At 48.8% G+C, this 13,523-nt stretch carries 12 protein-coding genes; 1 reads left to right on the top strand and 11 read right to left on the bottom strand.

Going from position 1 to position 13,523, the window contains the following annotated elements; translation table 11 throughout:
* Positions 1-3: 3 nt before the first annotated feature.
* The 9 genes from U6B65_08335 to U6B65_08295 form a co-directional block, all read right to left on the bottom strand.
* On the bottom strand, positions 4-705 hold the full coding sequence (locus tag U6B65_08335) for an ABC transporter ATP-binding protein (protein WRS26360.1): 702 nt from the start codon (positions 703-705) through the stop codon (positions 4-6).
* The gene (locus U6B65_08330; GenBank protein ID WRS26359.1) at positions 692-1,468 is read right to left on the bottom strand and encodes an ABC transporter ATP-binding protein; all 777 of its coding nucleotides are present in this window, start codon (positions 1,466-1,468) and stop codon (positions 692-694) included. The genes U6B65_08335 and U6B65_08330 overlap by 14 nt, the downstream gene beginning before the upstream one ends.
* A complete protein-coding gene (locus tag U6B65_08325) occupies positions 1,449-2,354 on the bottom strand; it encodes a branched-chain amino acid ABC transporter permease (GenBank protein ID WRS26358.1) in 906 nt (301 codons plus the stop codon). Before U6B65_08325 ends, U6B65_08330 begins: the two co-directional genes overlap by 20 nt.
* Positions 2,355-2,367: 13 nt before the next feature.
* Positions 2,368-3,246 (bottom strand): branched-chain amino acid ABC transporter permease, encoded by an 879-nt coding sequence (locus tag U6B65_08320; protein ID WRS26357.1) that lies wholly within the window; start codon positions 3,244-3,246, stop codon positions 2,368-2,370.
* Between the two features lie 156 nt (positions 3,247-3,402).
* Entirely contained in the window at positions 3,403-4,638 is a 1,236-nt protein-coding gene (locus U6B65_08315; protein WRS26356.1) for an ABC transporter substrate-binding protein, read from the bottom strand.
* A 34-nt stretch (positions 4,639-4,672) separates the two neighbouring features.
* Complete coding sequence (gene pdxA, locus U6B65_08310) at positions 4,673-5,758, bottom strand: 4-hydroxythreonine-4-phosphate dehydrogenase PdxA (protein ID WRS26355.1); 1,086 nt, start codon at positions 5,756-5,758, stop codon at positions 4,673-4,675.
* 22 nt (positions 5,759-5,780) lie between these two features.
* Positions 5,781-6,686 (bottom strand): 4-hydroxy-tetrahydrodipicolinate synthase, encoded by a 906-nt coding sequence (dapA, locus tag U6B65_08305; protein ID WRS26354.1) that lies wholly within the window; start codon positions 6,684-6,686, stop codon positions 5,781-5,783.
* Positions 6,687-6,706: 20 nt separating this feature from the next.
* Positions 6,707-7,861, bottom strand: coding sequence for an iron-containing alcohol dehydrogenase (locus U6B65_08300; GenBank protein ID WRS26353.1), 1,155 nt, complete (start codon positions 7,859-7,861; stop codon positions 6,707-6,709).
* Between the two features lies 1 nt (position 7,862).
* Positions 7,863-9,128: a four-carbon acid sugar kinase family protein gene (locus U6B65_08295; GenBank protein ID WRS26352.1), complete on the bottom strand. Its 1,266-nt coding sequence runs from the start codon at positions 9,126-9,128 to the stop codon at positions 7,863-7,865.
* A gap of 263 nt (positions 9,129-9,391) precedes the next feature.
* Between U6B65_08295 and U6B65_08290 the strand changes: the two genes are divergently transcribed.
* Positions 9,392-11,179, top strand: a complete 1,788-nt coding sequence (locus tag U6B65_08290; protein WRS26351.1) for a PrpR N-terminal domain-containing protein — start codon at positions 9,392-9,394, stop codon at positions 11,177-11,179.
* A gap of 109 nt (positions 11,180-11,288) precedes the next feature.
* On the opposite strand, the gene U6B65_08285 is transcribed toward U6B65_08290, so the two are convergent.
* A complete protein-coding gene (locus U6B65_08285) occupies positions 11,289-12,494 on the bottom strand; it encodes an aspartate kinase (protein WRS26350.1) in 1,206 nt (401 codons plus the stop codon).
* Positions 12,495-12,602: 108 nt separating this feature from the next.
* Complete coding sequence (gene thrB / locus U6B65_08280) at positions 12,603-13,514, bottom strand: homoserine kinase (protein WRS26349.1); 912 nt, start codon at positions 13,512-13,514, stop codon at positions 12,603-12,605.
* Between the last annotated feature and the right edge of the window lie 9 nt (positions 13,515-13,523).

Genomic DNA, 13,523 nt, shown 5'->3' with positions numbered 1-13,523 from the left:
CTTTTATCCACCAAGATAGGATTTACGGATATCGTCGCTGGCTTTCAGTTCAGCAGAAGGCCCCTGCGTAACAACTTTTCCGTTTTCCAAAACATAGGTATAGTGTGAAACATCCATTGCCTGGCTTGCATTTTGTTCCACGATTAAAATGGTAATGCCCATTTTCCGATTGATTTCTTCAATGATTTCAAACATCTGGGTCACAATAATAGGGGCAAGACCCAGAGAAGGCTCATCCAAAAGCAGGATTTCCGGTTCTGCCATCAGGCCTCGGGCAATGGCCAGCATCTGCTGCTCACCGCCCGAAAGGGTGCCGGCCATCTGGTTGCACCGTGTGCCTAAGATGGGGAAGAGCGAGAACATTTCCGGAATCTTTTTTCGGCTTTTGGCAGCGTTTACACGATACCCGCCCATGATCAGATTCTCAGTAATGGTCAGCCCGGGGAATACCCGGCGGCCTTCCGGCACCTGCACAAGATTGCGTCGAACGACCTTATGAGAGGCTGTAGGCAGGGGGGTTCCATCCAATAGGATTTCGCCGCCACAGCGTTTCACTAGACCCGAAATGGTGTTTAAAAGAGTGCTTTTTCCAGCTCCGTTGGAGCCGATAATGGATACGATAGAGCCCTTGTTCACCTGAAAGGAAACATCGTTCAATGCTTCGATGTGCCCATAGCGAACCGAAAGATTTTTAATCTCCAGCATTGTTCTTTTCCTCTCCAATATAGGCTTTGATGACTTCGGGATTGTTCTGAACCTCAGAAGGAGTGCCGTGGGTAAGCAGGTTGCCGAAGTTTACCACATAGACATGATCCGACAGGTCGTTGACCACTTGCATACGGTGCTCAATGATGAGGATACCAAAGTGGTATTGTTCCTTCAACACACGAATCATAGCGATGAATTCCAGAACCTCTCTTGGGTTCAGCCCTGCGGCAGGCTCATCCAGCATCAGAAGCTTGGGGTTGTTTGCAATGGCGCGAGCCAGTTCAACACGGCGCTGGATACCATAACTCAGGTTTTTTGGGTTTTCATCGGCATATTCTTCTAACTGCACCACTTTGAGAATTTCACGGATACGTGCGCGGTTCTCTTTTTCCATGCGCCGCTTGTCAGGGAGCGTCATCATAGCGCTGAGCACGTTATAATGGCTGATGGGATCCAGCGAAATCATAATGTTCTCAGTAACCGAAAGGCCGGGGAATAAGCGAATGTTCTGAAAGGTACGGGCAATACCGGCAAGAGCAATTTCATGCTGAGGTTTGCCGATAAGTTCTTGGCCTTCAAACAAAATCTGGCCTGCATCCGCTTTATAGATACCAGAAATCAGGTTGAAAACAGTGGTTTTACCTGCGCCGTTGGGGCCAATTACACTGATGATTTGGTCGGAATCCACTTTAAGTGAAACATTTTTAACAGCCTGCACACCGCCGAAGCTTTTTGCAAGATTATTTATTTCCAACAGCATTCCGGTTCCCCCTTCCCAATTGGTTTGCCAGCTTTTTGAAACCACGACGAATAGTTGCAATATCCCATTCTGTGGTGCCAAATAAGCCCTGAGGACGGAAGTTGACAGCCAGAAGCACCAGCACGCAGTAAATAATCATTCTCAGCTCATTGGAGAAACGCAAAAGCTCCGGGATCAATCCCAAAACAATTCCGGCCACTAAAGAACCGGTCAAGCTGTTAACACCGCCGAAAAACACCATAATGATCCACATAGAGCTTTGATCCCAGCCGAAGGCTGCGGGATCCAGATAAGTGGTGGTGTGCACATAAATACTGCCGCCCAAAGCTGAAATGGCACCAGCCATTACAAAAATCAGCAGTTTAATGCGCGCCACGTTGATACCCATAGAGGCTGCTGCCAGCTCATCCCCCTTGATGGCTATGCAGAAGCGGCCAAAACGGGATTTTTTAAAGTTCCAGATAAGAGCCACCAGAACCACTAAAACCACACAAATAATAGTTTTATTTGTGTATTTTGGAATATTTGTTATACCCATGGCACCACCGGTGAAAGTGGAAAAATTATTCAGAAAGGCAACCAGAGCCTCACCAAAGCCAAGGCTTACAATCGCCACATAGTCGCGCCGCAAGCGCACAGCCGGCAAACCGATGAGCAGGCCAAACAGTGCACCGGCCGCCATGGCCACTATCATAGAAACAATCAAAGGCATGTGCAAATATTTTGAAACAATTGCTGCTGCGTATCCACCCACTGCCATAAAAGATGCCTGCCCCATCGAGAGCATACCGGTCAGGCTGGTGAGCAGGTAAACGCTCAGCATTCCAATCATCAAAATAAAAGTATTATTGATGAGGTAGGAAAGCAGAAATTGTAGCATTCCCATTTAATATCTCCTCCTACGCTTTGTCTACCACAAATTTACCCGCAATACCCTGCGGCCGGAAAATAAGGAACAGCAGCATGAACAAAAAGGTTCCAACGGGTGTCATTGCTGAACCGATTGTTGCTGTCAGGCCGGTTTCCACAAGACCAAGCAGCAATGCGGCATAAAGGGCTCCGTTCAGGCTCCCAAGGCCACCAACAACACTGACCATAAGGCTTTTTACAGTAAACAAGCTGCCCAGCTGAGGGGAAAGAACAGTGCGGATGCCAACAAATACACCGGCCACCCCCGCCAAAGAACCGGCAAGAAAAAAGGTTGCCATAACAACAAAATCCACATTGATGCCCATTAGCGAGGTGGCACCGGGATCCATGCTCAAGGCCCGCACAGCAATGCCCAAGCGGGTTTTATGAAGAATAAAAACCAAAGCGCCGATAATAACGGCTGCAATCAGCAGCATAACAAGATCGGCCACATCGAAGGTGAGATTTCCAACGTTGATATAGCGTGTTTCAAAAAACTTCGGGTACGAATACATAACACCTGAAAACTTCAGGGAAATCAGATTTTGCAGGAGCATGCCCATGGTGATAGACGATACAAAATAGAGCAAAACCTGTTTGGAGCTTTTGCGCAAACGGTGAAAAGCCACCAATTGAACACCCATATTCAAAATGCCGCTAAACAAAGCAGAAGCAATAAGCACCAGAAGGAGGTTGCCGCCTATTAAACGCGCAAAGAGCAACCCTATATAGGCACCGCACACCATGGTTCCGCCGTGGGCCAGGTTGGAAAATTTGAGAATACTGAATATCAGAGCCCAGCCAACTGCAATAATGGCATATACCGCTCCGTTTGAAATTCCGTTTATAAGTAGCTGAAATAAATACATGTTACTCCTCCATCAGGCACCATTCACTTTGCTTCACGCATGTATTTTTTAAAGGTATGAATAGCTTGTATAGAAAGGTTTGGCGGTTTCTGCCCCGCCAAACCTTTTACCCAACCTTCACCTGAGATCGTTTAAAATATAGTCCGAGGAACTGTTTTATTGAGCAGCGGCGGGGAAGTACATTTCAAGGCCGGTGTACTCGCCCTTATCCAGCTTGTACATAAACATGCCAAGACCATCGGGCATATGGGTTTCGGGGTTCATATTAAAGGTGGGGGTAATCAGAGTGGGAACATCCTTCAGGTTTTCAAGAGCGTCACGCACAGCTACAGGGTCGGTTCCGGCCTGCTCAATGGCATGGGCTGCCAGCACAACCTGATCATAACCAAGGAAGGATTTGGGGCCAGGGGTTTCACCGAAGCGCTCGGCATAGGTGTTGAAAACACTGGAAACAGAATCAGCTGACATATCCAGATTAGTGGCAACATAGATATTGCGGGCCATATCGGGATCACTCACCAGCTCGTTAAAGGGAATAGCAAACTCAAGGCCACCGGTCTGAGGCAGATCAATACCTAACTGATAAATCTGGCTGGTGGAAATAACCAGAGACTGGCTGGGGTTGGCGTTAAAGATAAAGTCTGCACCGCTGTTTTTGATGTTGGTCAGCTGTGTTTTAAAATCGATGTCGCTTTGCTTGTTATACTGAACAGTTGCAATTTCAATGTTATTAGCTTTGCAATAATCGATAAAGGTGTTGGCCATGTAGGAATTGTAGCTGTGATCCTGTGCAACCAAGAAAGCAGGCTTGGAAAGACCCAGTTTTTCCATCATATAAAGGCCGGAAATGATGCCTGCCTGTGCAGCGGAGGGCTGCATAAGGAACATGTAAGGGTTCAGGGTATCCAAATTTTCACCCAGCATGCAGCGGGGATCGCCAAACTGTCCAAGGAAAGGCATTTTCAGTTCGGTGCTGTAAGGTGCCACGGCCAGGCCAACATTGGAGATATTGGGCCCCAGAACAGCGCTGACCTTATCTACCTCTGCCAGACGTTTAAAGGCGTTGATTGCTTCGTTGGGATCGCTTTTGCAATCGTAAACAATCAACTCAAGCTTCTTGCCGTTGATGCCGCCTCTTGCATTGATGTCTTCAACTGCAAGCTGATGACCCTGCAAAATGGCGTTTCCAACAACGGAGCCCTTGCCGGTGGTATCTTGTATTGTGCCGATTTTAATGGTTTCACCACTGGTGGTTGAACTGCTGGTCTCACCAGAGGCAGCAGGTGTGCTGTTGGTGGAGGCGGAAGTGCTGCTGCCGGAGGGGGTTCCGCAAGCAGCCAAAGACAAAATCAAAGACAGTGCCAATAGAGCGGATGCAAATTTCCTTTTCATTTTTATTCTCCTTTTTAATAACAAAGCGGAAGTCTTAAAGCTTCGCTGCTTTTTTGGTGTTAGCCATCACGATGGCATAATCAATGGCGTTCACAAGGCTTAGTTCGTTGGCACGGCCATCGCCGGCCCTGTCTATACCTGTGCCGTGATCCACGGAGGTTCGAATAATGGGCAGCCCCAATGTAATGTTCACACCGGCAACGGCATCCCAGTGCCCCTCGGCTCTGTTGTATACAAAGCCTTTTACTTTCAGGGGAATATGCCCTTGGTCATGATACATTGCAACCACCATATCATACCATCCGCCTAAGGCTTTGGAAAAAATGGTATCGGGCGGCGTTGGCTTTTTCTCGGGGATATTGATTCCTTCGGCCAAAGCCAGATCAATTGCCGGCTGAATCTCATCAATCTCTTCTCGGCCAAACATGCCGTTTTCCCCGCAATGAGGATTAAGCCCTGCAACACCAATTTTGGGGTTTTCGATGCCAATTTCCAAGCAACCCTGATGTGCAATGCGGATAACCTCCAGCACACGGTCTTTGGTTACCTTATCGCAGGCGTCCCGCAGAGAAACATGGGTGGAAACATGCACAACCCGCAGGTCATCGTGCGCCAGCATCATGGTGTATTTTTCAGTACCGGTGTAGTGGGCATAGATTTCTGTGTGACCACTGAAATGATGACCGGCCATATTGATGGCTTCTTTGCTGATGGAGTTGGTAACTGTGGCATCAATTTCCTTTGCCATAGCCAGCTCAATTACCTTTTCCACATAGGAGAAGGCAGCTTCCCCTCCCAGCTTAGTGGCACCAAGGCCAAATGGGCGGGGGTGTTCCGGGTCGCCCGGGATATCATGAGGCTGAATCATGCCCATATTCAGGACATCAACAACGCCGTATTCATATTTGGCTTCGCTTACAGCCGAGATGGGGTTGAGCCTGATGGTGATGCCATGCAGTGCCGCTACGGTTTTTATGGCATATTGCAGGCTTGCTATATCCCCCACCACCATAGGACGGCACCGCTGGTAAACACTCCGGTCTGCCAAGGCTTTTACTGTAAGCTCAGGGCCGTTGCCAAACGGATCCCCCATGGTTATTCCAACAATTGGTTTATACATGCTTTCCTCCTTGTGCGAGAGATTAACACATTCCCTTTTCACGGTTTTCATCCAGCACCTTCTGCAATGCCTGAATGCCTTCTTCCGAAAGCTGGTTAAAGGGAGCGCGGCATTTTCCTACCGGATGTCCCAGCAAGGCCACGGCTGTTTTCACCACTGTGTTGGGGTTGCCATATTTAAAGCAGTTCCGCAAGGAACGAATACTGTCCTGATAAACTCTTGCCTGTGCCAGATCTCCGTTTATAAAGCAGTTGTAAATGGAGGATAAGGTGTGGGGATAAATATTGGCACAACCGGCAATACCACCGTTTCCACCAGCATAAAGATTCCACAGAATCAGGCTGTCGTTGCCGGAAAGCACACTGAAATCTTTATTGGCGGGGCGGGCTTCTATATATTGCAGCATATTGTCAAAATTTCCGCTGGAATCCTTAACGCCCACAATATTCTCAAATTCCCCGGCCAGGCGCCCCATGAGCTGGGGGGAGAGGGTATTACCGGTGCGAGCCGGAATGTTATACAGCACCAGGGGAATGTCCACGGCCTTTGCGACAGCGGCATAGTGGGAATAAATCTCCTGGGGGCTGGCGCTGGCAAAGCTGGGGGTGATGAGAGACAAAATATCTGCCCCTGCATCCATGGCGCGGCGGCTCAGCTCTACCGTTTCCTTGGTGCTGATACAGCCGGTGCCTACATAAACCGGTACTCTGCCGTTTGTATGGCGTATGACAGTTTCCATCACCAGTATTTTATCCTCTTGGGAAAGGATATAGGCCTCGCCGTTGGTTCCAAGACAAAAGATGGCGTGCACACCGCCTTCAATCATACGATCTACCTGATTGCACAGCTCTGTGGTATTCACCGATTCATCCTCGTGCATCGGTGTAATCAGTGCTGGGATCACACCCGACATATTGATTTTTTTCATGTTTTGCCTCCTGTATTTGCTCAACCGATTATTTGTAAGTAGATTTTTCGTGCATCATCGGCGGTGACTGTGCGCATATTGTTTTGCAGAAGCCGGGTCACCTGCATGCCTGCCTCCACTAGAGTTTCCAGATCCTCGGATGGCACTCCGAATTCCTTAAGGCTTGTGGGAATCTCCAAGTGCTTGATGATTTCTTCCATGCGGGTAATCAGAAAATCACTTTTCTCTTCTGTGGAGAGAGCGTGATTTTGGAAGCAGCGGTCATAAGCAGCGGCAAAAAGCTCCTTGCACACAGGCTGATTAAAGCGCATAACCGGTGCCAGCAGGATAGCGTTGGAAACACCGTGAGCAATGTGATATTTGCCTCCCAAGGGATAGCTGAGAGCGTGCACAGCGGTGGTGCCGGAAGCAGTGATAGCCACACCGGCATAAAAACTGGCCAGCAGCATGGCGTTTTTGGCATCCATATTGTCCGGTTCATCGCAAGCTGCTTCAATGTTGCGGAAGATAATTTCCAGAGCCTGCAAGGCAAACATGTTACTGAAAGGAGTGGCCTTGTTGCTTGTAAAACATTCGATGGCATGAGCCAGTGCATCGATGCCGGTAGCTGATGCAATTTTGCGGGGCAGCTTTTTAATCATGGCAGCATCCAGAATAACATAATCCGCAATCATAATGGGATTTACAATGCCTACCTTTAGCTCTTTTTCGGGAACAGCTACAATAGCGTTGGGGGTTGCTTCAGCTCCGGTGCCTGCTGTGGTGGGAACCATAAGAGTCTTGCACTGTTTTTTGGCCTGTGCGGGATTATCCAGCAGATCTTTTACAGTATATTCATCTGTCAGCATCAGGCTGGCAAGCTTGGCGGTATCCATAACGCTGCCGCCGCCCACTGCCATAATAAAATCGGCTTGGTAGGCTCTGCTTTGATCAATTAGCGCCTGTGCCTGTTGGTAGGTAGGCTCCGGGGCCAAATCATCAAACACCTTGTAGCCTATACCGCTGGCACGAAGAGGGGCCAGCGCCAAATCTAAAATACCGGCTCCTGCAATGCCTTTATCGGTAAATACAGCCACTCGCTGCGCCTTATTTTCTGCCACAATGCTGCCAATGTGAACCAAGGCGCCGGTTCCGGCAAAAACAACAGGTGGCATTTTCAACTGATAGTTGTTCATTTCATTCTCCTTGTTGCCTTTGAGAGGTTCCGGCAACAAAAGCTGCCAGCTTGGGTAAAATATCCTTTTCCCCAAAGCCTCCCGATTTTGATATGAGGTGAAAGGTCTGCTCTTTGTATGTAAAGCTGGAAAGGATGACCCCCTGATAGATTTCTCCAATGGGGCTAAGTTCCTGTACACCCAGCGCTTTGGTGGCTCCCAACAAAGTATCGCCGCCTGTCAGCATTAAAGTGCCATCAAATCCCTGATCCAGCAGCTGTTTTACAAGGCTGCCCAGATTGGTGGCCACCATAACACGAACCTGCTCAACATCCAGATCCTTTACAAAGGCTGCGGTTTCCACACTGTGGGTTTCCAGCGGACCGTTAATATCCAGTATCAGGCGGTTTTTTCCGGGATAAAAGTTTTGAAGCAGCTGGGCACATTCCGCGCTTTCTCCCCAACGGGAAGTGAATTTTTGCGCTGCGGTTAGTGTCAATCGATGAAAGCCTTGTTCAGCGGCATATTCCAATTGCTTTGTGGTGATCGGATTGATGCTGCCGCACACCACCATAAGCACCGGATTCAGCTCCGGAAGCGGCTGTTTCGCACCCTCCAAGCCGAATAACCCCAGCAAGATAGCGGCAAAACCCGCACATCCGGCCGAAAGATGCAACTGCTTTTCATCAAGACCATCACCGATTTCCTGCATTCTGGCTTCGCTGCAAGCATCATAAAGCTGTATGCCCGGCTGTGCGTGAGGGTTAACCGGTTGGTTCTCTGGATGAAGAACCACAGGAACCGGGCTTTGCAGTGCAATGATTTCCCGCACATCCGAGCAGGTTACCGGCTCAAATAAATCTTGCCCAAAAACGCTTTGATGAACCGGAATGTCATTGATATAGTGGACACCATCCCGCGTGCATCGGCCAATTTGCGGAAAAGCAGGCACAAAGATAATTTGTTCAGCTTGTGCACCGGCCATTGCCGCTGCCAGTGAGCTGCCCACATTGCCCCGGAGAGCGGAATCTGTTTTGATATAAATGTGTGGTATGCCGGCCTGGTGGGCGGCTTGCACCACTCTGAAAACAACATCATATGCTTGGTCAGCCTTTAAATGCCGCGTTTCTGCATTTATAACAAACACCTGAGTATCCTGTTGCTTCTCATTTGGGATGCTATAGGTGGGGGTGGCCAATACTTTGGTTTTTACACCATGCTTAACAAATTGGATGCCGGTATCCAACGCACCGGTAAAGTCATCCGCAATAATGAGCAGTTTAATCATTCCGTAGTCTCCAGTTCGCAGATAGTTTAAATATGAAACGATCAAGCCCCGAAATTGTACTGCAAACGGCTGGGACTGCAAAAAAACAATCGTTTTTGAAGTTAAATCCTTGCATTACTTAGTTTACTAAAGGTTCATAAAGTATGCAACACTACAAAGTTGTCTTTAGTGTTCATAAAAGAAACTGTCGTAAAAATATTTGACGATTTTTCGTATAAATGTTATAATGTGTTTAAAAATTGGGCAATATGGAAGGGGATCCCATGAAAAATAGAATAAAAGTATTGGGAATTGCGCCCTACGAGGGTATGAAAGCCCACTTCTCCTTATTATCAGAGGAATATCCTGAGATCGATTTTTCATTCTTTGTAGGCAACCTGCAGGAGGGGGTTGAGATTGCCCAGCGCAATTTCCACTCTGAATATGATGTTGTTGTATCCCGAGGAGGAACAGCTCGCCTGCTGCAAAGCCGCATATCTCTGCCGGTTGTAGAGGTTACTGTTTCATCCTATGACATTCTCTGTGCGCTTAAAATGACCGATGGCCTGCCCGGGCCTGTGGCAATGGTTGCGTTCTCCAATATTACTGAAAATGCCAAACGCCTGTGCACACTGCTGAACTACGAGATACATATTGTAACAGTGGAGCAGGAAAATGAGGTAGAGGCCTCCTTGCAGGAGGTTAAAAGAAAAGGCTACCAGATGGTTTTGTGCGATGTTATTGCTTCCAATGTTGCCAAAAAGCTGGGGCTCAATGCCTTTCTGATTTCCTCGGGGATTGACAGCATCCGCCAAGCGCTCAACCACATTGTTCAACTTTTTGCTAATCAGAGTTACCTGCGAGAGGAAAACAGCTTTCTGCGGGAGATTGTGCGCAGACAAATGGGCCAAACTGTGATTTTTCACACCAATGGAGAGCTTTTCTTTTCTTCTCAAAGTGATTTGGAGCCGGAGCTGTTGGATATTCTTTACCATGAAATTGCGGAAACCCAAAAGGAAGGCCAGCGGCGTATGATCAAAAACCTGAATGGGATGACCTACTCCATTCGGGCGGAATGCATGAATTCAGGCAGTCGGGCATACACGGTGTTTTTCTTTTTTGAGCGGAAAGCATCCCTTGCCCCTAATCAGCAGGGAATCCGCTTTTTTACCAGGCAAGAAAGCGAAACCTTTTTTTACGAAAGCTTTTTGAATATTACCGGTGTGCTGGCTGATTTAGAAAAGGAGCTCATCACCCTGAATCAGTCTGTTTTGCCTGTGATGCTCTGTGGCGAGGATGGCACCGGGAAAGATCAGGTTGCCAGCATTTTATATACCCGCAGCAGCCTGAAAAACAATCCTATGGTGCAGATCAATTGCAGCCTTCTAAATAAAAAAAGTTGGGAATTCTTGTTTGAGAATCACAACTCTCCTTTCGCCGATACCAACAGCACCATATATTTCAGCAACATCGATGCTCTTTTACCGGAACAACAAAGGCAGCTGTTGGCTGTTTTGGAAGAAATGGATGTTCACCAGCGAAACCGCACTGTTTTTTCCTGCCTTTCACAGCGAGAGAATGTTATATCCGAGGTAGGGCTGCGGTTTGTCAACACCCTTGGCTGCACTGTGTTGCAGCTGCCTGCCCTGCGGCAGCAGGCGAAGCGCATTCCAGGCTTTATTGGTCTTTCACTCAATCATATGAATGTGAATATGGCAATGCCGGTGCTTTCCATTGAGCCGGAAGGCGTGCGTCTGCTGCAGCATTATCATTGGCCCTATAACTATGCCCAGTTTAAGCGTGTCATTAAGGAACTTGCCGTTTTGGCAGAAAATCAGGTTATCACCGCCAAAAAAGTGGCAAGCCTTCTGGGGGAAGAGAAAAACACGGCGGCATTCTCCCATTATTCTGAAAATGCAACTCGTCCTTTGGATTTAACCCGTACTCTGGATGAAATTACGCAGGATATTGCCTTGCGGGTTTTGGAGGATATCGGCGGTAACCAAACGCTGGCAGCCAAGCAATTGGGGATCAGCCGTACAACTCTTTGGAGACTGCTGCGGGAAAAATAACTATAGTAGAATGCACAATAAAACAGCGGGGGACAAAAAGGCAAAGCCGCATTTGTCCCCCGCTGTTTTATTGGTTATGCTCATATCCCATTAAAGATTATATGGATGCTTAGATGGCAAAGGCCTCATGAATGGCTTGAACTGCCTTTTTGCCGTGTTCCTTATCCACAAGCACCGAAATTTTGATTTCGCTGGTGGAGATCATATGGATGTTGATGTTGGCTTCGGAAAGAGCCTCAAACATAGTGGCGGCAACACCGGGGTGGGATTCCATACCGGCGCCCACAATGGAAACCTTGGTTACGCTGTTATCCGCCTGAAGGTCATAAAAGCTGATGTTTTCCTGATGCTCTCTGAGAGCGGCCAAAGCGGCTTCGCTGTCTCCGCTGGAAACGGTAAAGGTAATATCCTTGGTGCCATCCCGGCCCACGGATTGAAGAATGATATCCACGTTGATTTTGGCACTGGCCAGAAGAGAGAAAATTCTAAAAGCGATGCCCGGCTTATCGGCCAGACCGATAATTGAAATACGGGCAATGCTGTCATCCTTGGCGATTCCTTTAATAAGCAGTTTTTCCATTTTGACAACCTCCTTGACTATGGTTCCGGGCTTGGGATCAAGGCTGGAAAGAACCTCCAGCTGGACATTGTATTTTTTGGCCATTTCCACCGACCGGTTGTTGAGCACCTGAGCGCCCAGAGAGGCCAGCTCCAGCATTTCATCGTAGCTGATGGCTTTAAGCTTTTTGGCGGTGGGCACAACGCGGGGATCAGCGGTATAAACGCCGTCTACATCGGTAAAAATCTGGCACTTATCGGCATGTAGAGCAGTGGCAATGGCAACGGCACTGGTATCCGAGCCGCCCCGGCCCAAGGTGGTCAGGTCGTCGTAGCGGTTAAGGCCCTGAAAGCCCGCCACAATTACAATGTTGTTTTTAGCCAGCTCGTTTTCCAACCGCTCCTTGTTGATGCGGCGGATACGGGCAACGGTGTGGTTGGAATCGGTGAGAAAGCCGGCCTGCCATCCGGTGAGAGATTTGGCACGGTAACCCATTTTATCCAGAGCCATGGCCAGCAGAGAAATGCTGATCTGCTCACCGGAGCACAACAGCATATCCATTTCCCGGCGGTTGGGGGAAGGGTTGATTTCCTTTGCTTTAGCAATCAGGTCATCGGTGGTATCGCCCTGAGCCGAAACCACTACAACCACGTTGTTGCCCTGATCGTATGTATCGGTAATAATTTTGGCCACATTGAATATGCGCTGGGCATTTGCGACTGAACTGCCGCCAAATTTTTGTACAATGAGTCCCATGAAACTGCCTCCAAATCTTTGTTCTCGTATCAAAAGCATTGCGTGTGGGCTCTATCTTCGTTTGCCAAAGGCAAAAACGGGATAGGCGTTTGCAATTGCAGCTTTGCTTTATGCCAAGGGAGTGCCTGCTTCATCCAACAGGCAAGCGCCTTTATTATCCCCCTCCAGTATATGCAGTCCCCAATGAGAAATCCTTAAATCCGCTAGGCCTTCCCGAATTTTTGTCGGAAAATCAGCATTTTCTTTCTCAAAAATGGCTAAAAGGGTGGAACCGGAGCCGCTGATAAAAGAAGCCAAGGCACCGCTGCTTTGGCACAGCTCCAAGGTTTTGCTGCCTCGATCAATCAGCCCGATGCGATAGGGCTGGTGAAGGCGATCCTGACAGGCTGCCGCCAAATTCTGGTATTGGCCGGTGGCCAGTGAGGTAGCCATCAAAGCGGCTCTGCCTGCATTGAACCGGGCATCCATATGGGAAACAGCATCGGGGAGCGCTTTGCGGGCGTAGCTGGTTCTTAGCTCAAAATCCGGAATAATGGCGGCAAAAGCCAAATCCTTCGGCAGCCGCTGGTGGGTATAGTAGACCTTTTCCCCATCCATGACAGCGGTGACCAGGCCTCCCAGCAAGGCAGGGGTGGAATTATCGGGATGCCCTTCCAGCTGAGCCGCTATCACGATCAGTTCATCCAGCGAGAAGGGGTTGCCCAGCAGAGCATTGCCGCCAATAAGCCCTCCGGCAATGCAGGCCGAGCTGCTGCCCAGCCCCCGGGCAAGGGGAATACGGTTGGTCTGCAAAAGGGAAAGCCCCGGAAACGGCCTTCCGCACAGCTCATACAGGTGCCGAACGGTCTGATAAACCAGATTATCTTCCCCTGTGGGAATCTCAGTATCATCCTTAGAGGTTATATGCAGACCCTGTGCCTCTGCAACCTCAATTTCATTGTAAAGGGACAAAGCCAGCCCCAAACAGTCAAACCCGGCGCCTAAATTGGCACTGGTGGCCGGGATGCGTACCTTAATCACAAAGCCGCC

The organism is Oscillospiraceae bacterium MB08-C2-2 (genome assembly GCA_035621215.1).
Taxonomy (GTDB): domain Bacteria; phylum Bacillota; class Clostridia; order Oscillospirales; family Ruminococcaceae; genus WRAV01.
The sequence above is the reverse complement of the archived record's forward strand: the minus strand, read 5'-3'. Positions and strand labels throughout refer to the sequence as shown.